This is a genomic window from Pseudomonas medicaginis, from assembly GCF_965119365.1.
Taxonomy (GTDB): domain Bacteria; phylum Pseudomonadota; class Gammaproteobacteria; order Pseudomonadales; family Pseudomonadaceae; genus Aquipseudomonas.
Genome location: NZ_OZ221631.1, coordinates 1,451,137 through 1,473,454, shown reverse-complemented (window position 1 = coordinate 1,473,454; position 22,318 = coordinate 1,451,137). Strand labels below are relative to the sequence as shown.

Annotated in this window: 18 protein-coding genes; 9 read left to right on the top strand and 9 right to left on the bottom strand. The window is 62.0% G+C overall.

The window, feature by feature from the left end; genetic code table 11:
* Positions 1 to 76: 76 nt before the first annotated feature.
* A complete protein-coding gene (locus ACMTA2_RS06395; protein WP_413794168.1) occupies positions 77 to 787 on the bottom strand; it encodes a tellurite resistance TerB family protein in 711 nt (236 codons plus the stop codon).
* Positions 788 to 969: 182 nt separating this feature from the next.
* Between ACMTA2_RS06395 and ACMTA2_RS06390 the strand changes: the two genes are divergently transcribed.
* The 7 genes from ACMTA2_RS06390 to ACMTA2_RS06360 all read left to right on the top strand — a co-directional run bounded on the left by ACMTA2_RS06390 (position 970) and on the right by ACMTA2_RS06360 (position 9,396).
* A complete protein-coding gene (locus ACMTA2_RS06390; RefSeq protein ID WP_413794167.1) occupies positions 970 to 1,884 on the top strand; it encodes a LysR family transcriptional regulator in 915 nt (304 codons plus the stop codon).
* Between the two features lie 192 nt (positions 1,885 to 2,076).
* Positions 2,077 to 3,534, top strand: coding sequence for a gamma-aminobutyraldehyde dehydrogenase (locus tag ACMTA2_RS06385; protein WP_413794166.1), 1,458 nt, complete (start codon positions 2,077 to 2,079; stop codon positions 3,532 to 3,534).
* Between the two features lie 89 nt (positions 3,535 to 3,623).
* Positions 3,624 to 4,775, top strand: a complete 1,152-nt coding sequence (gene ydcS, locus ACMTA2_RS06380) for a putative ABC transporter substrate-binding protein YdcS (protein WP_413794165.1) — start codon at positions 3,624 to 3,626, stop codon at positions 4,773 to 4,775.
* A 232-nt stretch (positions 4,776 to 5,007) separates the two neighbouring features.
* Positions 5,008 to 6,045, top strand: coding sequence for an ABC transporter ATP-binding protein (locus ACMTA2_RS06375; protein WP_413794164.1), 1,038 nt, complete (start codon positions 5,008 to 5,010; stop codon positions 6,043 to 6,045).
* Position 6,046: 1 nt separating this feature from the next.
* Complete coding sequence (locus ACMTA2_RS06370) at positions 6,047 to 6,994, top strand: ABC transporter permease (RefSeq protein ID WP_413794163.1); 948 nt, start codon at positions 6,047 to 6,049, stop codon at positions 6,992 to 6,994.
* The gene (locus tag ACMTA2_RS06365) at positions 6,984 to 7,802 is read left to right on the top strand and encodes an ABC transporter permease (RefSeq protein ID WP_058545467.1); all 819 of its coding nucleotides are present in this window, start codon (positions 6,984 to 6,986) and stop codon (positions 7,800 to 7,802) included. The genes ACMTA2_RS06370 and ACMTA2_RS06365 overlap by 11 nt, the downstream gene beginning before the upstream one ends.
* A 169-nt stretch (positions 7,803 to 7,971) precedes the next feature.
* Entirely contained in the window at positions 7,972 to 9,396 is a 1,425-nt protein-coding gene (locus ACMTA2_RS06360) for a gamma-aminobutyraldehyde dehydrogenase (RefSeq protein WP_413794162.1), read from the top strand.
* Between the two features lie 136 nt (positions 9,397 to 9,532).
* On the opposite strand, the gene ACMTA2_RS06355 is transcribed toward ACMTA2_RS06360, so the two are convergent.
* Entirely contained in the window at positions 9,533 to 9,718 is a 186-nt protein-coding gene (locus ACMTA2_RS06355) for a hypothetical protein (RefSeq protein ID WP_304556040.1), read from the bottom strand.
* A gap of 364 nt (positions 9,719 to 10,082) precedes the next feature.
* On the opposite strand from ACMTA2_RS06355, the gene ACMTA2_RS06350 reads away from it, so the two are divergent.
* The gene (locus ACMTA2_RS06350; protein WP_413794161.1) at positions 10,083 to 11,711 is read left to right on the top strand and encodes a glucan biosynthesis protein D; all 1,629 of its coding nucleotides are present in this window, start codon (positions 10,083 to 10,085) and stop codon (positions 11,709 to 11,711) included.
* Positions 11,712 to 11,886: 175 nt separating this feature from the next.
* Here ACMTA2_RS06350 and ACMTA2_RS06345 read toward each other — a convergent pair whose 3' ends face one another.
* The 3 genes from ACMTA2_RS06345 to ACMTA2_RS06335 form a co-directional block, all read right to left on the bottom strand.
* Positions 11,887 to 12,993 carry an NADH:flavin oxidoreductase/NADH oxidase gene (locus ACMTA2_RS06345; protein ID WP_413794160.1) on the bottom strand — a complete coding sequence of 369 codons (1,107 nt, stop codon included), beginning with the start codon at positions 12,991 to 12,993 and terminating at the stop codon, positions 11,887 to 11,889.
* A 407-nt stretch (positions 12,994 to 13,400) separates the two neighbouring features.
* The gene (gene recJ, locus ACMTA2_RS06340) at positions 13,401 to 15,110 is read right to left on the bottom strand and encodes a single-stranded-DNA-specific exonuclease RecJ (protein ID WP_413794159.1); all 1,710 of its coding nucleotides are present in this window, start codon (positions 15,108 to 15,110) and stop codon (positions 13,401 to 13,403) included.
* A 180-nt stretch (positions 15,111 to 15,290) separates the two neighbouring features.
* On the bottom strand, positions 15,291 to 15,833 hold the full coding sequence (locus tag ACMTA2_RS06335) for a YaeQ family protein (protein ID WP_003198109.1): 543 nt from the start codon (positions 15,831 to 15,833) through the stop codon (positions 15,291 to 15,293).
* Between the two features lie 147 nt (positions 15,834 to 15,980).
* On the opposite strand from ACMTA2_RS06335, the gene ACMTA2_RS06330 reads away from it, so the two are divergent.
* Positions 15,981 to 17,180 carry a CaiB/BaiF CoA transferase family protein gene (locus ACMTA2_RS06330; RefSeq protein WP_413794158.1) on the top strand — a complete coding sequence of 400 codons (1,200 nt, stop codon included), beginning with the start codon at positions 15,981 to 15,983 and terminating at the stop codon, positions 17,178 to 17,180.
* A 326-nt stretch (positions 17,181 to 17,506) separates the two neighbouring features.
* Here ACMTA2_RS06330 and ACMTA2_RS06325 read toward each other — a convergent pair whose 3' ends face one another.
* From ACMTA2_RS06325 to ACMTA2_RS06310, 4 genes are all read right to left on the bottom strand, one after another.
* The gene (locus ACMTA2_RS06325; protein ID WP_413794157.1) at positions 17,507 to 17,794 is read right to left on the bottom strand and encodes a DUF3509 domain-containing protein; all 288 of its coding nucleotides are present in this window, start codon (positions 17,792 to 17,794) and stop codon (positions 17,507 to 17,509) included.
* A 163-nt stretch (positions 17,795 to 17,957) separates the two neighbouring features.
* On the bottom strand, positions 17,958 to 19,346 hold the full coding sequence (locus ACMTA2_RS06320; protein ID WP_413794156.1) for a transporter substrate-binding domain-containing protein: 1,389 nt from the start codon (positions 19,344 to 19,346) through the stop codon (positions 17,958 to 17,960).
* Between the two features lie 120 nt (positions 19,347 to 19,466).
* Positions 19,467 to 20,876: a threonine synthase gene (gene thrC / locus ACMTA2_RS06315; RefSeq protein ID WP_413794155.1), complete on the bottom strand. Its 1,410-nt coding sequence runs from the start codon at positions 20,874 to 20,876 to the stop codon at positions 19,467 to 19,469.
* A gap of 103 nt (positions 20,877 to 20,979) precedes the next feature.
* On the bottom strand, positions 20,980 to 22,284 hold the full coding sequence (locus ACMTA2_RS06310) for a homoserine dehydrogenase (RefSeq protein WP_122568774.1): 1,305 nt from the start codon (positions 22,282 to 22,284) through the stop codon (positions 20,980 to 20,982).
* Positions 22,285 to 22,318: the final 34 nt, after the last annotated feature.

Here is a 22,318-nt window from a genome sequence, read left to right as displayed (position 1 = left end):
GTCAATGGAAATGTAGACCGATACACCGCCTTCGCGAGCAAGCCCGCCCCCACGGAGAATAATATCGGGGCTGCTTTTATTGGGCCGCCTGGCGCACCTGCTTTTCCAGTTCAGTCTTCAGACCCGGCTCCAGCTTGAGTTGGCGCGCCAGTTCATCGAGGTAGGACTTCTCCATGAAGTTTTCCTCGTCCACCAGCATCACGCTGGCGATGTACATTTCCGCGGCCATTTCCGGGGTGCTGGCAGCGCGGGCGACGTCAGTGGGATCCAGGGGCTTGTTGAGTTCGGCGTGCAGCCAGTGTTGCAGTTCCTGGTCGTTGTCGAGCTTGGTGAACTCGCCTTCGATCAACTGCCGCTCGCGCTCGTCTACATGGCCGTCGGCCTTGGCCGCCGCCACCAGCGCCTTGAGGATCGCCTGGCTATGCTGCTCGACCTGCGCCGGGGGCACGCGGTCGAGGGTCTGCGGTTCGGTTTTCGGCGCGTTGCCTTGCTGGGCCTGCCAATTGCCATAGGCTTTGTAGGCGATCACACCCAAGGCAGCCAGGCCGCCATAGGCCAGGGCCTTGCCACCGAAGCTGCGGGCTTTCTTGTTGCCCAGCAGCAGGCCCATGGCGCCGGCGGCCAGTGCCCCGCCACCCGCGCCGGAAAGCATCCCGCCCAGGTTGCCGGAGCCGCCAAGCAACCCGCCCAGGCCACCGGATGACTTGCCCTGTGAACCGCCAGCCTTGTTCTGCAACATTTCCTGGCCGGACTTGAGAAGCTGATCGAGCAATCCACGGGTGTTCATGTGTTGCCTCCACATTGTCGGGTGAACGTAAGGCCCCCAGCCTAGATCGAAAGTGCCCCGACGCCATTGGCGAGAGTGCTTCGAGATGTTGCCTGAGGCGTCAGCGAAGCACTCCCCTTGCCTTCTAAAAAAAAGATATACACTCAGGCACATCGATAAAATCGCCCGTCGGGTAGATGCCCATGATGACCCTGCGTCAGATCCGCCACTTCATCGCCGTGGCCGAAACCGGCTCCATCTCCGCCGCTGCGCAAACGGCATTCATTTCCCAGTCCACCCTGACCCTGGCCATCCAGCAATTGGAACAGGAAATCGGCGTCAGCCTGTTCAACCGTCACGCCAAGGGCATGACCCTGACCCACCAGGGCCATCAATTCCTGCGCCAGGCCCATTTGATCCTGGCCACGGTCGATAACGCCAAGCGCAGCCTGCAACACAGCACCGACCAGGTGACCGGCCAAGTCACCATCGGCGTCACCAGCCTGGTCGCCGGCTACTACCTGGCGGACCTGCTGACCCGTTTCCAGCGCGCCTACCCCAACGTGGAGATCCGCGTGATGGAGGACGAACGGCCGTACATCGAGCATTTGCTGGTCAGCGGCGAAATCGATGTCGGGGTGCTGATCCTGTCCAACCTGGAAGACCGCCATGCCTTGCAGACTGAAGTCCTGACCCATTCGCCACACCGCGTGTGGTTGCCGGCGCAACACCCGTTGCTGGAGCACGACAGCATCAACCTGGCCGACGTGGCCCGCGAACCGCTGATCCAACTGAATGTCGATGAAATGGACCGCAATGCCCAACGTCTATGGCGCGGCGCCGGCCTGCAACCAAGGATCACCTTGCGTACCGCCTCGACCGAAGCGGTGCGCAGCCTGGTGGCGGCAGGACTGGGCGTGTCGATCCAGCCGGACATGACGTATCGGCCCTGGTCGCTGGAAGGCGACATCATCGAAGCCCGACCGATTGCCGACCTCAACCAGACCCTCGACGTCGGCCTGGCCTGGCGCCGGGGCACGGCGCGCCCGACATCGGTGGACCCATTCCTGGCCGTTGCGCGGGAACAGCCCCATGGCGGGCGCAAGCCATCTATTTAATCGAACGCAGCCTTGAGTATTTCGAATTTGTCGGCCTTGAAGCTGAGCACTAGTCTTGCTGCATCACCGCAATCCATTGTGGGAGCGAGCTTGCTCGCGAAGCGGTGGTACAGATGGACCGCCATCGCGAGCAAGCTCGCTCCCACAGGTTCCGGCGTTTCAACTGATATCTATAAAACAGAGAAGGCGAACATGGCTGGCACGCAAACCCCGTTGTGCACCGCGTTGCTGATCGACGGGGCGCTCATCCCTGGCGAAGGCCTTGTCGAGCCGATCCTCAACCCGGCCACCGGCGAAGCGGTGGCTCACATCGCCGAGGCCAGTACCGAACAGGTGGAAGCCGCGGTTCTCGCCGCCCATCGCGCCTTCGACGGCTGGTCGCGCACCACGCCGCAACAACGCTCGAACCTGCTGCTGGACATCGCCAGTGCCATCGAAAAAAACGCCGATGAACTGGCCCGCCTCGAATCCTTGAACTGCGGCAAGCCGCTGCACCTGGCGCGCCAGGATGACCTGAGCGCCACCGTGGATGTATTCCGCTTCTTCGCCGGTGCCGTGCGCTGCCAGACCGGCCAGCTCAGTGGCGAATACCTGCCGGGCTACACCAGCATGGTGCGCCGCGACCCGATCGGCGTGGTGGCGTCCATCGCGCCGTGGAACTACCCGATCATGATGGCCGCCTGGAAGATCGCCCCGGCCCTGGCTGCCGGCAATACGCTGGTGTTCAAGCCTTCGGAGCACACGCCGCTGTCGATCCTGGCCCTGGCGCCAACATTGGCCGAGATCCTGCCGCGGGGCGTCATCAATATCCTCTGCGGGGGTGGCGAAGGTGTCGGCAGCCATCTGGTCAGCCATCCGAAAGTGCGCATGGTCTCGTTGACCGGCGACATCGTCACCGGGCAGAAAATCCTCCAGGCGGCGGCAAAAACCCTCAAGCGCACGCACCTGGAGCTGGGCGGCAAGGCGCCAGTGATCGTGTGCAACGATGCCGATATCCAGGCGGTAGTCGAGGGCGTGCGCACTTACGGTTACTACAATGCCGGACAGGATTGCACCGCAGCCTGCCGGATCTACGCCCAAGGCGGGATTCACGATCGCCTGGTGGCCGAGCTCGGCGCGGCAGTGAGCAGCCTGCGCTTTGCCAGCAAGCGCGACGCCGACAATGAGATCGGTCCGCTGATCAGTACCCGCCAGCGCGACCGCGTGGCCAGTTTTGTCGAGCGTGCCCTCGGCCAGCCGCACATCGAACGCATCACTGGCGCGGCGGTGCATTCCGGCGCCGGTTTCTACTACCAGCCCACGCTGCTGGCGGGCTGCAAGCAAAACGATGAAATCGTCCAGCGCGAGGTGTTCGGCCCGGTCGTCACCGTGACCCGCTTCGACGAACTCAGCCAGGCGGTGGACTGGGCCAACGATTCCGAATACGGCCTGGCGTCCTCGGTATGGACCCAGAACCTGGACAAGGCCATGCAGGTGGCGGCGCGGTTGCAATACGGCTGCACCTGGATCAACAGCCATTTCATGCTGGTCAGCGAAATGCCCCACGGCGGCCTGAAACGTTCGGGTTATGGGAAAGACCTGTCCAGCGACTCACTCCAGGACTACAGCGTGGTACGCCACATCATGGCCCGTCACGGCCAGCATCTGTAGATAACAGCACTACGCTAATAACAAGCCAGCCATGGCGCTTCACCGGTTCGAACACTGCCCCGACTCTAATTAAAGCAAGAGGGATTTCCATGTACGCGCACAAGACCGTATTGCTCAGTGCACTTACCACGGCGCTGCTGACCAGCGTCAGCCTCCAGGCCGCCGAGCCACTCAAGGCCATTGGCGCTGGCGAAGGCCAACTGGATATCGTCGCCTGGCCGGGCTACATCGAACGCGGCGAAAGTGACAAAGCCTACGATTGGGTCACCGGCTTCGAGCAGGAGACCGGCTGCAAGGTCAACGTGAAAACCGCCGCCACGTCCGACGAAATGGTCAGCCTGATGACCAAGGGTGGCTATGACCTGGTCACCGCCTCCGGCGACGCCTCGTTGCGACTGATTGCCGGCAAGCGCGTGCAGCCGATCAACACCGCGCTGATCGCCAACTGGAAGAACCTCGACCCACGCCTGAAAGATGCGCCGTGGTACGTGGTCAACCAGCAAACCTACGGCACCCCGTACCAGTGGGGCCCGAACGTGTTGATGTACAACACCGACGTGTTCAAGCAGGCGCCCACCAGTTGGAGCGTGCTGTTCAACGCCCAGGACTTGCCCGACGGCAAGCCGAACAAGGGGCGCGTGCAAGCCTACGATGGCCCGATCTACATCGCCGACGCGGCGCTGTACCTCAAGACCGCCAAGCCTGAGCTGGGCATCAAGGACCCGTACCAACTCGACGAAGCCCAATACAAGGCCGTGCTGGAATTGCTCCGGGCCCAGCAGCCGTTGATCCACCGTTACTGGCACGACACCACTGTGCAGATGAGCGACTTCAAGAACGAAGGCGTGGTGGCGTCCGGCGCCTGGCCTTATCAGGTCAACGGTCTGATGAACGAGAAGCAACCGATCGCCTCGACCATTCCGAAAGAAGGCGCCACCGGCTGGGCCGACACCACGATGCTCCACGCCGAGGCCAAGCACCCCAACTGCGCCTACAAGTGGATGGACTGGTCGCTGCAACCGAAAGTCCAGGGGGACGTGGCCGCGTGGTTCGGTTCCTTGCCCGCGGTGCCGGCAGCGTGCAAGGGCAGCGAGCTGTTGGGTGCCGAAGGCTGCAAGACCAACGGCTTCGATCAGTTCGACAAGATCGCCTTCTGGAAAACCCCACAGGCCGAGGGCGGCAAGTTCGTGCCGTACAGCCGCTGGACCCAGGACTACATTGCGATCATGGGCGGGCGCTAAGTCCCTCAGTCGGCGAAAAAACCGGAGCTGAGCACCGCTCTTGTGGCGAGGGGATTTATCCCCGCTGGGCTGCGAAGCAGCCCCAAAGCAGGCGATTCAATCTGCCTGATACCCACAGGTGTCAGGTTTTGGGGGGCTTCGCCCCCAGCGGGGATAAATCCCCTCGCCACAGCTCCGTGCCTGACAATCCAGCCAGATCCAACAGAAGTTGCGCTTTTTGGAGCCCCGCACCATGACGCTTGCAGTCCAGTTCACCCAGGTATCCCGTCAGTTCGGCGATGTCAAAGCCGTTGACCGGGTCTCCATTGATATCCAGGACGGCGAGTTCTTTTCCATGCTGGGCCCGTCCGGCTCGGGCAAGACCACCTGCCTGCGGCTGATCGCCGGGTTCGAACAACCCAGTGCCGGCTCGATTCGTATCCACGGCAAGGAAGCCACCGGGCTCGCGCCGTACCAGCGCGACGTCAACACGGTGTTCCAGGATTACGCCCTCTTCCCCCACATGAACGTACGCGACAACGTGGCCTACGGCTTGAAAGTCAAAGGCGTCGCCAAGGTCGAGCGCCTCCAGCGCGCCAACGAAGCCCTGGAGATGGTGGCCTTGGGCGGCTATGGCGAACGCAAGCCGGTGCAGCTCTCCGGCGGCCAGCGACAACGCGTGGCCCTGGCCCGTGCGCTGGTCAATCGTCCGCGGGTGTTGCTGCTCGATGAACCCTTGGGGGCCCTGGACCTGAAGCTGCGTGAACAGATGCAGGGCGAGTTGAAGAAGCTGCAACGCCAATTGGGCATTACCTTCATTTTCGTCACCCACGACCAGACTGAAGCGCTGTCGATGTCCGACCGCGTGGCGGTGTTCAACCAGGGGCGCATCGAACAGGTCGATACCCCGCGCAACCTTTACATGAAGCCGGCCACCACCTTCGTCGCCGAATTCGTCGGCACCTCCAACGTGATTCGTGGCGAACTGGCCCGGGAACTGAGCGGTTATCCACAGCCGTTCTCGATTCGCCCGGAACACGTGCGTTTCGCCGAGGGTCCGTTGGCCAGTGGTGAGATCGAAGTCCACGGCCTGCTGCACGACATCCAGTACCAGGGCAGCGCCACGCGTTACGAGTTGAAACTTGCCAACGGCCAGACCCTGAACCTCAGCCAGGCCAATACCCAGTGGCACGACCACGCAGCCCAGCGCCAAACAGGCCAGCACCTCAGTGTCCGCTGGGCCCGCGAGGCGATGGTCACGCTGCACGACGCCGCCAGTGGCGAGGTGTGAGATGAACACCCTGGCCATCCCCCAAGCGCCAGCGCCCGGCTCGCCGCTGCGGCGTTTTGCCAACGTGCTGTACCGACGGCCCAACCTGTACCTGTCGATGCTGCTGGTGCCGCCGCTGCTGTGGTTCGGCGCGGTCTACCTGGGTTCGCTCCTGACGTTGCTGTGGCAGGGCTTCTACACCTTCGACGACTTCACCATGGCGGTGACGCCGGACCTGACCCTGGCGAATTTCGCGGCACTGTTCCAACCCTCGAACTTCGACATCATTCTGCGCACCCTGAGCATGGCGATAGCCGTGTCCATCGCCAGCGCCATCGTCGCGTTCCCGATCGCCTACTACATGGCGCGCTACACCCGTGGCAAGACCAAGGCGTTTTTCTACATCGCGGTGATGCTGCCGATGTGGGCCAGTTATATCGTCAAGGCCTATGCCTGGACGCTGCTGCTGGCCAAGGGCGGTGTGGCGCAGTGGTTCGTCCAGCACCTGGGCCTGGGGCCGGTGCTGCAGTTCGTGCTGGGGATCCCGGGCGTGGGTGGCAGCACGTTGTCCACCTCACACCTGGGGCGTTTCCTGGTGTTCGTCTACATCTGGCTGCCGTTCATGATCCTGCCGATCCAGGCGTCCCTGGAGCGCCTGCCGCCCTCGCTGCTGCAAGCCTCGGCCGACCTGGGCGCCAGGCCGCGCCAGACGTTCCTGCAGGTGATCCTGCCGCTGTCGATCCCGGGCATTGCCGCCGGCTCGATCTTCACCTTCTCGCTGACCCTGGGGGATTTCATCGTGCCGCAACTGGTGGGCCCGCCGGGCTACTTCGTCGGCAGCATGGTCTATGCCCAGCAAGGCGCCATCGGCAACATGCCCATGGCCGCGGCGTTCACCCTGGTGCCCATCGTGCTGATCGCGATCTATCTATCCGTCGTCAAGCGACTGGGAGCTTTCGATGCACTCTGACTCTCAAGACCGGGCCTCGTGGGGCTTGCGGATCGCGGCATGGGGCGGCCTGGTGTTCCTGCATTTCCCGATCCTGATCATCTTCCTCTACGCCTTCAACACCGAGGACGCCGCATTCAGTTTCCCGCCCAAGGGCCTGACCCTGAAGTGGTTCAGCATCGCCTTCTCACGCCCGGATGTGCTGGAGGCAATCAAGCTGTCATTGCAGGTCGCGGCCATCGCCACGCTGATCGCCATGGTGCTCGGCACCCTGGCTTCGGCGGCCTTGTACCGACGCGACTTTTTCGGCAAACAAGGTATTTCGCTGATGCTGATCCTGCCGATTGCCTTGCCGGGGATCATCACGGGCATTGCCCTGCTGGCAACCTTCAAGACCCTGGGCATCGAACCCGGGATGTTCACCATCGTCGTCGGCCATGCAACCTTCTGCGTGGTGATCGTCTACAACAACGTCATCGCCCGCCTGCGCCGCACCTCCCACAGCCTGATCGAGGCCTCCATGGACCTGGGCGCCGACGGCTGGCAGACCTTTCGCTACATCATCTTGCCCAACCTGGGCTCGGCGCTGCTGGCCGGTGGAATGCTGGCCTTTGCGCTGTCGTTCGACGAGATCATCGTCACCACCTTCACCGCCGGCCACGAACGCACCCTGCCCCTGTGGCTGCTCAACCAGCTCAGCCGCCCTCGCGATGTGCCGGTGACCAACGTGGTGGCGATGCTGGTGATGATGGTCACGATGTTGCCGATATTGGGCGCGTATTACCTGACCCGTGGGGGTGAGAGCGTGGCCGGGAGCGGCGGAAAGTAACCCCTTTTCCCACGGTACAAAGAGAGTTTTTTTGTGGGAGCGAGCCTGCTCGCGATGGCTGACAAACATTCAACACAGATGTCGACTGTAAGACCGCTATCGCGAGCAAGCTCGCTCCCACAGGGATCGGTTCCAGCAGACACAGAACTGCTTCGATGAGGACAATGCTATGCAAACCAAACTGCTGATCAACGGCCATCTGGTGAACGGCGAAGGCCCAGGCCAGGCGGTGTTCAACCCGTCGCTGGGCCGGGTGCTGGTGGAGATCAATGAGGCCAGCGAAGCCCAGGTCGATGCTGCCGTGCGCGCCGCCGACAGTGCCTTCGAGGCCTGGTCGCAAGTGCCGCCCAAGGATCGCTCCCTGTTGCTGCTCAAACTGGCCGATGCCATCGAAGCCCACGGCGAAGAGCTGGCGAAGCTGGAGTCGGACAACTGCGGCAAGCCCTTGAGCGCCGCGCTGAACGACGAGATCCCGGCGATTGCCGACGTGTTCCGCTTCTTTGCCGGCGCCAGTCGCTGCATGAGCGGTTCGGCGGGGGGCGAATACCTGCCGGGGCACACTTCGATGATCCGTCGCGACCCAGTGGGCGTCATTGCCTCCATCGCGCCGTGGAACTACCCGTTGATGATGGTCGCCTGGAAAATCGCCCCGGCCCTGGCGGCCGGCAATACCGTGGTGCTCAAGCCGTCGGAGCAGACCCCGCTGACGGCGTTGCGCCTGGCGGAACTGGCGTCGGAGATTTTCCCGGCCGGCGTGCTCAACGTGATCTTTGGCCGTGGGCAGACCGTCGGCAATCCGCTGGTCACCCACCCGAAAGTGCGCATGGTGTCGCTGACCGGCTCCATCGCCACCGGCTCGAACATCATTTCCAGCACGTCCGACAGCGTCAAGCGCATGCACATGGAACTGGGCGGCAAGGCCCCGGTGATCATCTTCGACGACGCCGACATCGATGCGGCGGTCGAAGGCATCCGCACCTTCGGTTTCTATAATGCCGGCCAGGACTGCACCGCCGCCTGTCGGATCTATGCCCAACAAGGCATCTACGACCGGTTCGTCGAGAAACTCGGCGCGGCGGTGGGCAGCATCAAATACGGCCTGCAAACCGCATCCGACACCGAGATGGGCCCGCTGATCACCGCCCAGCACCGCGACCGCGTGGCCGCTTTCGTCGAACGGGCCATCGCCCAACCCCATATCCGCCTGGTCACCGGTGGCAAGGCGGTGGACGGCAACGGCTTCTTCTTCGAACCGACGGTGCTGGCCGACGCCCAGCAGGATGACGAAATCGTCCGCCGGGAAGTCTTCGGGCCGGTGGTGTCCGTCACCCCGTTCCTCGACGAAGCGCAAGTGCTGGCCTGGGCCAACGATTCGGACTACGGCCTGGCCTCATCGGTCTGGACCGCCGACATCGGCCGTGCCCATCGCCTGTCGGCGCGCCTGCAATACGGCTGCACCTGGGTGAACACCCACTTCATGCTCGTCAGCGAGATGCCCCATGGCGGCCAGAAACGTTCCGGCTATGGCAAGGACATGTCCATGTATGGGCTGGAGGACTACACGGTGGTGCGGCATGTGATGTTCAAGCATTGAAAGGAGACAATGTTGGCAACCGATGCCCCAGGCTGCCGCGCCTGGGCATTGCCAAGGCTTGCACGGAGTGCCCCCAGGACCGGTCGCTGGAATGACACCGGCCGGTGCCCGTCCGCTCCGGTCGTCCATCCTTTCTTCAAAACCTCGAAACACTCCTCATCGCATCCACCAGGTAGCGCATGGCGATCCGGTCGTTCTCCGACAACTCCCGATAGCGCTCCACCAGCTTCAGTTCTTCCAGGCTCAAGCGCCGCGACCTGCGCCCATGGGTCAGGTTTGGAAAGATCCCCAGTATTTCAGCGATGCCCTGTATTTTCGTCATGAGCGTGTGTCCTTCTGTACGTCGAGTTTGACCTGATAGCGCATGTGGATCCCGGCTTGGATCGCCTGTCACGCTAGAGAATAGGGAGGTTTCCAACCGGGAGAAGGCAGTTTTAGAGTAATTAGTCAAAAAATGCCGCAATCCTTATAAAAAAAGAAACAACTGTAAGAAAATTTGACCAAGCCACGCTTTCCTATCTCTCGACGCCCGCATTTCCCCTATGATTTTGCGCCTCGGTGAACCGATCCGGCTCTCAGGCATCTGTTCTAACGTTCGTCGCGTTTGGCCAAAGGCATGTCCGAACTCCTTTATCAGTCTTTGGTGCCAGGATCGGCGCGGGATTGTTTCGAGAAAGGTTGTATTTATGCACCGCAGGAATCTGCTCAAGGCCTCCATGGCCTTCGCCGCCTACACCGGGCTGTCGGCCTCCGGGCTCATGGCCGCACGCGCCTGGGCTGCTGATCAGACCGCCGATGGAGAAGCCCGGCCCTTCGACTTCAACAGTTTGAAGGAGCAGGCCCGGCGACTGGCCGAGAGCCGCTACATCGACACCAAGCAAGTCCTGCCACCCACCCTGGCGCAAATGTCGCCGCTGCAGTTCAACGCCATTCGGTACGACGCCAATCACTCATTGTGGAATGAGCTGGATGGACGGCAATTGGATGCGCAGTTCTTCCACGTCGGCATGGGCTTCAAGCAGCCGGTGCGCATGTACAGCGTCGACCCGAAGACGCGCATGGCCCGTGAGGTGCATTTCCGCCCGGAGTTGTTCAACTACGAGAAAACCACGGTCAACACCTCGCAACTGACGGGTGACCTGGGCTTCGCCGGCTTTCGCGTCTTCAAGGCGCCGGAGCTGGATCGGCACGACATCGTTTCGTTCCTGGGGGCCAGCTACTTCCGCGCCGTGGATGCCAGCGGCCAATACGGGCTGTCTGCCCGCGGCTTGGCCATCGACACCTACGCCAAGAAGCGCGAGGAGTTCCCGGACTTCACCAAGTTCTGGTTCGAAACCCCGGACAAGAACAGCACCCGCTTCGTCGTCTACGCCTTGCTCGACTCCCCCAGCGCCACCGGCGCCTATCGGTTCGACATCGATTGCCAGCCGACGCGGGTGGTGATGGACATCGACGCGCACGTCAATGCCCGTACCGCCATCGAGCAACTGGGTATCGCCCCCATGACCAGCATGTTCAGCTGCGGCACCGTCGAACGGCGCATGTGCGACACCATTCACCCGCAAATACACGACTCCGACCGGCTGGCCATGTGGCGCGGCAACGGCGAGTGGGTCTGCCGTCCGTTGAACAACCCTGCCACCCTGCAATTCAACGCGTTCGCCGACAAGGACCCGAAAGGTTTCGGCCTGGTGCAGACCGACCACGACTTTGCCAGCTACCAGGACACCGTGGACTGGTACAGCAAGCGCCCAAGCCTGTGGGTCGAACCGACGACGGCCTGGGGCGAAGGCTCGGTGGACCTGCTGGAGATCCCGACCACCGGGGAAACCCTGGACAACATTGTCGCGTTCTGGACGCCGAAAAAGCCGGTGGCCGCCGGTGACTCGCTGAACTATGGCTACAAGCTCTACTGGAGCGCGCTGCCGCCGGTCAGTACCGACCTGGCCCATGTCGACGCCACCCGCTCAGGCATGGGCGGCTTCATCGAAGGCTGGGCACCGGGCGAGCATTACCCGACCGTCTGGGCACGTCGTTTCGCCGTGGATTTCAGCGGCGGCGGCCTCGACCAACTGCCGCCCGGCACCGGGATCGAACCGGTGGTGACCTGCTCCCACGGCGAAGTGAAGGACTTCAACGTGTTGGTGCTGGACGCGATCAAGGGCTACCGCATCACCTTCGACTGGTACCCGACCGACGACAGTGTAGAGCCGGTGCAGATGCGCCTGTTCATTCGCACCAAGGACCGCACCTTGAGCGAGACCTGGTTGTACCAGTACTTCCCGCCGGCGCCGGATAAGCGCAAGTATCCCTGATAGGGATCGGGTGCCTGGGCTGGCCCTATCGCGAGCAGGCTCGCTCCCACAGTAGATTGATGTTCTACCCTGTGGGAGCGAGCTTGCTCGCGAAGGCGGCAGTACAGACACCAACGATTTCAGATATGAAAAAGCCCCGGCCAATGACGACCGGGGCTTTTTGTTTACTGGGCACTCAATCGCGCAAATCCGACTCATGAATCGGCTGGTCCCGATGGGTGGCCCGCTGGTACTGCGCCGGCCACGTGGCCTTGCGACCGCCCAGGTCATCGTCGGCATGCAAGGCCCAGTACGGATCGCGCAACAATTCGCGGGCCAGGAAAATGATGTCGGCCTGGCAGGTGCGCAGGATGTGTTCGGCCTGGGCCGGTTCGGTGATCATGCCGACGGTGCCGGTAGCGATTTCCGACTCCTTGCGTACCCGCTCGGCGAAGCGTGTCTGGTAACCCGGTCCGGTGGGAATTTCCGCATTCGCGGCCGTGCCGCCCGACGACACATCGATCAGATCCACCCCCAGGGCCCTGAATCGCCGCGCCAGTTCCACGGTCTCGTCCGGGTTCCAACCGTCCTCGACCCAGTCGGTGGCGGAAACGCGCACGAACACCGGCAACGCTTCAGGCCAGACCGCTCGGACCGCTTCGGTGACTTGCAGCACCAGGCGGATGCGGTTCTCGAACGAGCCGCCATATTGATCGCGGCGCTGATTGCTCAAGGGCGACAGGAACTGATGCAGCAGATAGCCATGAGCCGCATGGACCTCGACCACCTTGAAACCCGCCGTGAGGGCGCGCTTGGCCGCAGCCACGAAGGCCTGGATCACACCGGCGATCTGCCCTTCGTCCAACTGCACCGGCGGAGTATGTTGCGGGTCGAAGGCAATCGGCGACGGGCCGACCGGCACCCAGCCACCGTCGGCGGGTTTGACGCTGCCATGCTTGCCCAACCAGGGTCGCCAGGTGCTGGCCTTGCGCCCGGCATGGGCCAGTTGGATGCCCGGCACGGCCCCTTGGGCGGTGATGAATCGAGTGATGCGTTGCAAGGGTTCGATCTGTTCATCGTTCCACAGCCCCAGGTCCTGGGCGGTGATGCGACCGTCGGCGGTCACAGCGGTGGCTTCGGTGAACACCAGGCCGGCACCGCCCACGGCGCGGCTGCCCAAGTGCACCAGGTGCCAATCGTTGGCCAGGCCATCGGCGCTCGAATACTGGCACATCGGCGATACCGCGATGCGATTGGGCAGGGTCAATTGGCGAAGGGTATAGGGTTCCAGCAGCAGACTCATGGGGCACCTCTCGAATCAGTGGGCAGGCTCCAGGGTTCTGTTTGAACAGTCGACGAGTGACAAAAGGTACAACACCCGCCCCCGCGGGCAAAAAAATCGACAAGACGTCACAAGGGCTATCAAGCAGTGCTTAGAGCCTAGTCGACAACCCGGGAGGCGGGAGGGTTCAGAACTTAAAAAACGACGGTGTGACCAGATTACTCTCGATCAGGCCTGTAACTTTGTGATTACTCTCGATCGGGCCTGTGAGGTTGTGGCGAGGGGATTTATCCCCGTTCGGCTGCGCAGCAGCCGTGAACCCGGCCAATGCCGTTTGGATGAAGAAATTCGGTGCTGGGATATTTTGGGGTCTGCTGCGCAGCCCAGCGGGGATAAATCCCCTCGCCACAGGAACTAACAGCTAGAGGCTAGCGCGGTTCGATATGGGCAATCATCAATTGCACCGTTTCCTGGCCGCGGAACTCGTTGAGGTCGAGCTTGTAGGCCAGTTCCACCCAACGCACGGTAGGGTTGGGCCAGATCTCGCGGTCGATGCCAAAGGCAATGCCGTCGAGCTTCACCGAGCCACACTCGCTCTTGAGGATGACCTTCAGGTGCCGTTCGCCCACCACGCGTTGTTCGACCAACTGGAACACGCCATGGAACATCGGCTCCGGAAAATGCTGACCCCATGGGCCGGCATGGCGCAGCGCCCGGGCCAGTTCCAGGTGGAATTCCTCCACCGCCAGGGTACCGTCCGACAACAGCCGACCGGTCAAATCTTCTTCGCGCAATTGCCGGCGCACTTCCGCGTCGAACGCTTCGGCGAACAACGGGAAATTCGCTTCAGGCAGCGTCAGCCCCGCCGCCATGGCGTGACCGCCGTACTTGCTGATCAGGGTGGGATGCTGCGCCGCCACCACGCTCAATGCATCGCGAATGTGAAAGCCCGGCACCGAACGCCCCGAGCCCTTGAGCAAACCGTCCCCGGCATCGGCAAAGGCAATGGTGGGCCGGAAATAGCGCTCTTTCATCCGCGAAGCGAGGATGCCGATCACCCCTTGGTGCCACTGTGGGTCGAACAGGCACAAACCGAATGGCATCGACTCCACCGGCAGGTCCTTGAGCTGGGCCAGGGCTTCACGCTGCATGCCCTGCTCGATGGATTTGCGGTCCTGGTTCATGCCGTCCAGTTGCGCCGCCATCTCCCGCGCCAGGGCCGGGTCGTCGGTGAGCAGGCATTCGATGCCCAGGCTCATGTCATCCAGGCGCCCTGCCGCATTCAGACGCGGCCCGAGGATAAATCCGAGGTCGGTGGAAGTAATCCGTGAAGCGTCGCGCTTGGCCACTTCCAGGATCGCCTTGATGCCGGGCCGGGCACGTCCGGCGCGAATCCGTTCCAGGCCCTGGTGCACCAGGATCCGGTTATTCGCGTCCAGGGGCACCACGTCGGCCACGCTGCCCAGGGCCACCAGGTCGAGCAATTCGCCGATGTTCGGCTGGGGCGTGCTGGCATACCAGCCCAGGCTGCGCAGACGCGCCCGCAGGGCCATCAGCACGTAGAAAATGACGCCGACGCCGGCCAGGGCCTTGCTTGGGAACTCGCAGCCTGGCTGGTTCGGATTGACGATGGCATCGGCTGCCGGCAGTTCGAGGCCGGGCAAGTGGTGGTCGGTGACCAGCACCCGGAGCCCCGCCGCTTTTGCCGCCGCCACGCCTTCCACGCTGGAAATGCCGTTATCCACGGTGATCAGCAATTGCGGCTCGCGGGCCAGGGCGACTTCGACGATTTCCGGGGTCAAGCCGTAGCCATATTCGAAGCGATTGGGCACCAGGTAGTCGACATGGGCCGCACCGAGCAGGCGCAACCCAAGCATGCCCACGGTGCTGGCGGTCGCGCCATCGGCATCGAAGTCCCCCACGATCAGGATGCGCTGGCGTTGCTCCAAAGCCGTCACCAGCAAATCCACCGCGGCATCGATCCCCTTGAGCTGCTGGAAGGGAATCAAGCGCGCCAGACTCTTGTCCAGCTCGGCCTCGGACTGCACACCACGCGCTGCGTACAGGCGGGTCAACAGAGGCGGCAGGTCACCGAGAAATGGCAGGGTGTCGGGCAGTTGGCGGGGTTCTATGCGCATGGGAAACAGGACTTTCTCTATGAATCATTAAAACACTGGCGAAGAGCGCTTTTGTGGGAGCGAGCTTGCTCGCGATGGCGGCCACCAGCCAATCTCTTCGGCGCTGACGAACCGCTATCGCGAGCAAGCTCGCTCCCACAATGGCTGCCCACCATAGCTCAGCAATACCGGGTCAATGGCTCAACCGCGCTCGCCCAGCAACCACTGCAGCTGGACTTCATGCTGACCACGGTCGTCGGTCACGAAAATCGTGCCCTCGCTGATCATCACATCCCACTTGATCACCCGAGGCATGTCCTGGGCCAGGGTTTCGAGCACCTCTTGGGGCACGGCGGCGATATTGACGTTTTTCAGGTTCTTGACCGCCGGAATCACCTTGCCTTCCCACACCCGCAGGCTGCCATAGGCCAGCAGGCTGGTGCGCTCGGTCCGGCGCGAGCACCAGGTCAGTCGATCGGCGTCCGGCTGGCCGACTTCGATCCAGTGCAACACACGATCGTCCAGGCTTTTTTCCCACAGCGCAGGCTCGTCGACGTCTGACAGACCACGACCAAACGCCAGCAGCTCGTTGTACCAGAACGCGTAGGCCAACAGGCGCACGGTCATGCGTTCTTCGGTTTCCGAAGGGTGGCGGGCGATGGTCTGCTTCACATTCTCGTACACATTGCGGTCGAGGTCGGTGAGGTTCAGTTCAAACTTGTAGGTCGTGGACGGCTGGGCCATGAACGGGCTTCTTGATACGAGGAAAGGCGGCAAGTCTAACCGATGACACGGGCAATCCACGAATTGCCGACCATCAACCTGCGGCGACCGGCCCTGGCCTATGATAAAACGCTCTATTCGTTCTGCCTTTGTCCTACAGGATCTGTCATGTCGCTTACTGCCAAACCCCTTGCCGGCGTCAAAGTCATCGAACTTGGCACCTTGATCGCCGGGCCCTTCGCCTCGCGCATCTGCGGCGAATTCGGTGCCGAAGTCATCAAGGTCGAATCGCCCGACGGCGGTGACCCCCTGCGCAAGTGGCGCAAGCTGTACGAAGGCACTTCGTTGTGGTGGTTCGTCCAGGCACGCAACAAGAAGTCCCTGACCTTGAACCTCAAACACCCCGAAGGCCTGGCGATCCTGAAAAAACTGATCGGCGAGGCCGACATCCTGATCGAGAACTTCCGCCCCGGCGTGTTGGAAAAACTCGGCCTGGGCTGGGATGTGCTGCATGCACTGAACCCGAAACTGGTGATGGTACGGCTTTCGGGCTTCGGCCAGACCGGGCCGATGAAAGACCAGCCGGGGTTTGGCGCGGTGGGCGAATCCATGGGCGGCCTGCGCTACATCACCGGCTTCGAAGACCGCCCGCCGGTGCGCACCGGGATTTCCATCGGCGACTCCATCGCGGCCCTCTGGGGCGTGATTGGCGCATTGATGGCCCTGCGTCACCGCGAGATCAACGGCGGCACCGGACAAGTCGTGGACGTGGCCTTGTATGAGGCGATTTTCGCCATGATGGAAAGCATGGTGCCGGAGTTCGACGTGTTCGGCTTCATCCGTGAACGCACCGGCAACATCATGCCCGGCATCACCCCCTCGTCCATCCACACCAGTGCCGATGGCAAGCATGTGCAGATTGGCGCCAACGGCGATGCGATCTTCAAGCGTTTCATGCAGATCATCGGCCGTGACGACCTGGCCAATGACCCGCAACTGGCGAGCAATGATGGCCGTGACGGCCGACGTGACGAGCTCTATGGCGTCATCGATCGCTGGGTCAACTCGCTGCCACTGGATAGCGTTATCGACCAATTGAACCAGGCCGGAGTGCCGGCCAGTCGGATCTTCAGCGCCGAGGATATGTTCAGCGACCCACAGTTCCTGGCCCGCGAAATGTTTCTGCAAGCCCAGTTGCCGGACGGCAAGGCGTTCAAGATGCCGGGGATCGTACCGAAGCTTTCCGACACGCCGGGCACCTCCGAATGGGTCGGGCCGGCGCTGGGTGAGCACAACGCCCAGGTGCTCGGCGAGCTTGGCTACGATGCACAGCAGATCGCCAAGCTGCGTAGCGACGGGGCCATTTGAAGCACTGCCGGGAGGCAGTCATTGGAGATCGAATTGTGGGAGCGAGCTTGCTCGCGATGGCGTGAGATCAGCCGCATCGATATCGACTGACACTCCGCTATCGCGAGCAAGCTCGCTCCCACAAAAACTTCCAGCGCCCGACAGAACACACCAGAAACACAAACGCCGGGCAAAAAGAAACCCCGAGAAGTGGGGAGACGACTCGGGGTTAAACGTAACCATTCAAGGTTCGTACAACAAGCGACAAGCACCGGAGCACAATGCTTGCTCTTGCTGGTAAAGGGTCTGACTCATCAGGGCGTAGGAAGGTTCCCACAAAAGCCCGGTCAATTCGCCGCGACCATGACCTTGTCGCGCGCCAGATTGCGCAGCGCCGCGATCACACAGGGCTCCAGGCGGCCCTCGGCGATCAGCACATCGCGATGCAAGCCATCGACCACGTCGGTCAACTGACGCTTGTCGGTCAATTGGGCCTGATTGAACACTCGCTCGACCATGATGCCTCCGCTGGCATTCTTCAGCGTCACCCGGCATTCGCCCTTGGCGCCGGAGGGAGTCAGCGAGACCTGATACGGGCTCAAGGCTTCATTCAGCAATAGGCTGATACTTTCCATTCGCTCACCCTTCAATAGTCCGAAACAACTGCATGTACACAATCAATGACCGTGGGCCGCAGCAGAAAGTTCGTCAGCGCACCGAACCGGCATGCCTTCAACCTGTTCAACCGAGCATGCGCGTCCAATATGACAGGCAAACAACGGCGTTTCGCGGGAGCCGTCACGGGATGACGGCCGGTTCAAGCAAGCTCGTGTCGCAACGGCGCCAGCGCCGCCCGACATCGGTCCAGCCCCCCAGAATGCCGCGCAGCTGTCCATCAGCCCCATAGAACGGCACGGACCAATGATAGATTTCCCGCAATCCGCCGCTGAACATCAATTGCCGGTCGACGAACCGAGACTGACCGGTGCGCACTTGCTCCATCACCTCACCATGCAGCAGCTCGGCGGTGGCCGCCGGGAATGACGCCGAGTCGGTCAGCCGCGTACCCCGCAGTTTTTCGAAGCGGGTCGCGAACTGGTCTTCGTAGCTTTTGTTGCACATGATCAGGCGCCCCTCCAGATCACGGATGAAGATCGGGTCGGGAATGGCATCCATCAAGGCCCGCTGGAGCATCAACTGGTCCTTGAGGACCCCTTCGGCGTTGAGGCGTTGGTCGATCTGCATCTGCAGGCGGCGGTTCCACAGCAGGGACAAGAAGCCGAAGACCACGACCACGGTCACACACCAATAGCCCCAGCCGGACATCCGCCCCCAGATCGAGGGTGCCTGGACGAGGGGCGTACCGACCATCCATTTCGAACGCAGCGCCCGCATGTCCTCGGCCGGGAAGGCCTCCAGTGCTTTATTCAAGATACTCAGCAGCGCGGTCAGGTCCCGGCGCACCGCCAGGTAGTCCGGTTCCCACTTGCCCTCGAGACCTGCGCCTACCTGCAGCTGCCCGGCCGGATAGAGATGCACCCCGGTTTCATTTTCGATGGTGGCATAGGCTTCCCGGCTCTCTACCAGCGCCCGCGCCTCGCCATAGGTCTTGGTCGTGCGCAGCTTGACCGCCGGGTAATCGCGCCTGATTTCCGCTTCCAATGCATGCCGTGCCGGCAATGCCAGGACTTTGCCTTCGAGCTGCTCCAGCGAATGGAGGGGCGACTCCCCGTCACGGCCGACGAATACCCAGCCTGAACCGCCGAATGCGTGGCTGAAACTGAGGAAATCCCGGCGTTCTTCATTCATCGCCAGCAAGGTCGTCATGTCGGCCTCGCCGTTCTCCAGCATCGTCAACAACTCGCCGGGGGAAAACGACTCCCGGTGCACGAACTCAAGGCCGGTCATGTGCGCGATGCGCTGGAGAACGTCGTGGTTCAGCCCATCCCACTGCCCCTGTTCGTTCTTGAACAGGTACAACGGAAACTGCATCGTGGCCACGATGACCCGGGGGTTGTCCTTGATCCATTTCAACTCCTGCGCGTCCAGCACCAGCCGCTCGCCAGGGTCGAGCGGTGGCGTTTCAAAAGCCGTCAACTGTGTCGCGTGACCTCCCAGCACCCAGTACATCAGGGCCAGGCCCATTGCCCAGCCCAGGGCTGGCTTGCCTTTGCTAAAAAACGACATCCGCATTTCCTTCGAGATGACTCGCCCATCCCTCCAAGGGCGAAAACCCGGCCAGTTTGGCACGCAGAAACAAGAAAGCCCGTCAGGAGACGGGCTTCAAAATGTGACAGGTTTACCCGGTCAGAGCGGCTTGCCGCGATTGCCATGCTGGCTGACAAAGGCCTGCACGGCTTTCAGGTCATTGGGCAACACGGTGCAACGCTCATCTCGCTCAAACAAATCAGAAAGATGCGCAGGTAGTTCGAGTGCTTTTCCTACACCTGCTTTCTCCACCGCTTCCGGGAACTTGACCGGATGGGCCGTGCCCAGGATCACCATCGGGATGTCCAGGCTGCGACGGCATTCACGGGCAGCCCTGACGCCAATGGCCGTGTGCGGATCGAGCAGTTCACCGGTCTGCTCGAACACGTCGGCGATGGTTTCGCAGGTCTGCTCATCGTCCACCGCCAGGGAGTCGAACAATTTGCGGGCTTCGGTCCAGCGCTCAGGCTCGACGCTGAAACCGCCACCCTGCCGGAAGCTGTCCATCAGCCCGGCAATCGCCGCACCGTTGCGACCGTGCAGGTCGAACAGCAAGCGTTCGAAGTTCGACGACACCATGATGTCCATCGAAGGCGACAGCGTGGCGTGCAGGGTTTCCTTGACGTACTGGTTGCCGCTCATGAAGCGGTGCAGGATGTCGTTGCGGTTGGTGGCGACGATCAATTGGTTGATCGGCAGCCCCATGTTGCGCGCCAGGTAACCGGCGAAGATATCGCCGAAGTTGCCGGTCGGCACCGAGAACGACACGGAGCGGGCCGGGCCACCCAATTGCAGGGCCGCGTGGAAGTAATAAACGATCTGGGCCATGATCCGCGCCCAGTTGATCGAGTTCACCGCCACCAGCCGCGTGCCCTTGAGGAAGCCCTGGTCGGCGAAACTGGCCTTGACCATTTCCTGGCAGTCATCGAAGTTGCCTTCGATGGCGATGTTGTGGATGTTATCGCCGAAAATCGTCGTCATTTGCCGACGCTGCACTTCCGAGACCCGGTTGTGCGGGTGCAGGATGAAAATGTCGACGTTCTCGCAATGCTTGCAGCCTTCGATGGCCGCCGAACCGGTGTCACCGGAAGTGGCACCGACGATCACCACCCGCTCACCACGCTTTTGCAGCACGTAGTCCAGCAGGCGACCGAGCAGTTGCAGGGCGAAGTCCTTGAACGCCAGGGTCGGGCCGTGGAACAGCTCCATGACCCATTCGTTACCGTTGAGCTGACGCAGCGGTGCGATGGCGTTGTGGGAAAAGACGCCATAGGTCTCTTCCAGGATTTTCTTGAAATCGGCGTCCGGGATGCTGCCGGTGACGAACGGGCGCATGACCCGGAACGCCAGCTCGTGATACGGCAGGCCGGCCCAGGAAGCGATTTCTTCCTGGGTGAAGCGCGGCAGGTTTTCCGGCACATAGAGGCCGCCGTCCGTGGCCAGGCCGGCCAGGAGGACGTCTTCGAAATTCAGGGCCGGTGCCTGGCCGCGGGTGCTGATATAGCGCATTTTTGGCAAACCTTCGGTTTGAGCGTCAAGGTCAGGCAGCAAGCCACAAGTCAAAAGCATCTGGGCTTTTACTTGCGCTTGCAGCTTATAACCTGCCGCTAAATTAATTCAAATGTTCGACACGGATACGGACCACCGGCCCAACGACGCCCTGGAGCGCTTCCAGCGCCGCAATCGCGTCATTGATGTTCTGCTCGACCACACGGTGGGTCAGCAGGATCATCGGCACCAGGCCGTCGTGTTCCTCGACTTCCTTCTGCATGATCGACTCGATGTTGATGCCGCGCTCCGAAAGGATACTTGCCACTTGGGCCAGCACACCCGGATGGTCCTTGGCCTGGATACGCAGGTAGTAGGAGCTTTCGCACGCTTCGATCGGAAGAATCGGATGCGCCGACAGCGAGTCCGGCTGGAACGCCAGGTGCGGCACACGGTTTTCCGGGTCCGAGGTCATGGCGCGGACCACGTCCACCAGGTCGGCCACCACCGAGGAGGCCGTCGGTTCCATGCCGGCGCCAGCGCCGTAGAACAGCGTCGAGCCAGAGGCATCGCCGTTGACCATCACCGCGTTCATCACGCCGTTGACGTTGGCGATCAGGCGATCGGCCGGGATCAGCGTCGGGTGTACGCGCAGCTCGATGCCGCTGGCGGTACTGCGTGCCACGCCCAGGTGCTTGATGCGGTAACCCAAGGCTTCGGCGTAGTTCACGTCAGCGGTGGTCAGCTTGGTGATGCCTTCGGTGTAGGCCTTGTCGAACTGCAACGGAATGCCGAACGCAATGGACGCCAGGATCGTCAGCTTGTGCGCGGCGTCAATGCCTTCCACGTCGAACGTCGGATCAGCCTCGGCGTAGCCCAGCGCCTGGGCTTCGGCGAGCACGTCTTCGAAGGTGCGACCCTTCTCGCGCATTTCGGTGAGGATGAAGTTGCCGGTGCCGTTGATGATCCCCGCGACCCAGTTGATGCGGTTGGCCGACAGGCCTTCGCGAATCGCCTTGATCACCGGGATCCCCCCGGCCACGGCGGCTTCGAACGCCACGATCACGCCCTTCTCGCGGGCCTTGGCGAAAATTTCATTACCGTGAACAGCGATGAGCGCCTTGTTCGCGGTGACCACATGCTTGCCATTCTCGATGGCCTTGAGTACCAACTCGCGGGCAACGGTGTAGCCGCCCACCAGCTCTATGACGATGTCGATCTCAGGGTTCGTGGCCACTTCGAAGACATCGTTGGTAATCGCAATACCGGTCGTCTGGAACTGAGGCTTTGGCGTGCGCATGGCAATTTGTGCCACTTCGATCCCACGCCCGGCACGACGAGAAATTTCCTCGGCGTTGCGCTGAAGTACGTTGAAGGTGCCGCCACCGACGGTACCTAACCCACAGATGCCTACTTTGACCGGATTCACTCTTGACTCCCCATGAAACGGCCGACGCAAGGTC

What these genes read in the sequence shown, in the direction of transcription:
- ACMTA2_RS06395 (WP_413794168.1), bottom strand. Translation starts at nt 787, where the DNA reads ATGAACACCCGTGGATTGCTCGATCAGCTTCTCAAGTCCGGCCAGGAA.
- ACMTA2_RS06390 (WP_413794167.1), top strand. Translation starts at nt 970, where the DNA reads ATGATGACCCTGCGTCAGATCCGCCACTTCATCGCCGTGGCCGAAACC.
- ACMTA2_RS06385 (WP_413794166.1), top strand. Translation starts at nt 2,077, where the DNA reads ATGGCTGGCACGCAAACCCCGTTGTGCACCGCGTTGCTGATCGACGGG.
- ydcS (WP_413794165.1), top strand. Translation starts at nt 3,624, where the DNA reads ATGTACGCGCACAAGACCGTATTGCTCAGTGCACTTACCACGGCGCTG.
- ACMTA2_RS06375 (WP_413794164.1), top strand. Translation starts at nt 5,008, where the DNA reads ATGACGCTTGCAGTCCAGTTCACCCAGGTATCCCGTCAGTTCGGCGAT.
- ACMTA2_RS06370 (WP_413794163.1), top strand. Translation starts at nt 6,047, where the DNA reads ATGAACACCCTGGCCATCCCCCAAGCGCCAGCGCCCGGCTCGCCGCTG.
- ACMTA2_RS06365 (WP_058545467.1), top strand. Translation starts at nt 6,984, where the DNA reads ATGCACTCTGACTCTCAAGACCGGGCCTCGTGGGGCTTGCGGATCGCG.
- ACMTA2_RS06360 (WP_413794162.1), top strand. Translation starts at nt 7,972, where the DNA reads ATGCAAACCAAACTGCTGATCAACGGCCATCTGGTGAACGGCGAAGGC.
- ACMTA2_RS06355 (WP_304556040.1), bottom strand. Translation starts at nt 9,718, where the DNA reads ATGACGAAAATACAGGGCATCGCTGAAATACTGGGGATCTTTCCAAAC.
- ACMTA2_RS06350 (WP_413794161.1), top strand. Translation starts at nt 10,083, where the DNA reads ATGCACCGCAGGAATCTGCTCAAGGCCTCCATGGCCTTCGCCGCCTAC.
- ACMTA2_RS06345 (WP_413794160.1), bottom strand. Translation starts at nt 12,993, where the DNA reads ATGAGTCTGCTGCTGGAACCCTATACCCTTCGCCAATTGACCCTGCCC.
- recJ (WP_413794159.1), bottom strand. Translation starts at nt 15,110, where the DNA reads ATGCGCATAGAACCCCGCCAACTGCCCGACACCCTGCCATTTCTCGGT.
- ACMTA2_RS06335 (WP_003198109.1), bottom strand. Translation starts at nt 15,833, where the DNA reads ATGGCCCAGCCGTCCACGACCTACAAGTTTGAACTGAACCTCACCGAC.
- ACMTA2_RS06330 (WP_413794158.1), top strand. Translation starts at nt 15,981, where the DNA reads ATGTCGCTTACTGCCAAACCCCTTGCCGGCGTCAAAGTCATCGAACTT.
- ACMTA2_RS06325 (WP_413794157.1), bottom strand. Translation starts at nt 17,794, where the DNA reads ATGGAAAGTATCAGCCTATTGCTGAATGAAGCCTTGAGCCCGTATCAG.
- ACMTA2_RS06320 (WP_413794156.1), bottom strand. Translation starts at nt 19,346, where the DNA reads ATGTCGTTTTTTAGCAAAGGCAAGCCAGCCCTGGGCTGGGCAATGGGC.
- thrC (WP_413794155.1), bottom strand. Translation starts at nt 20,876, where the DNA reads ATGCGCTATATCAGCACCCGCGGCCAGGCACCGGCCCTGAATTTCGAA.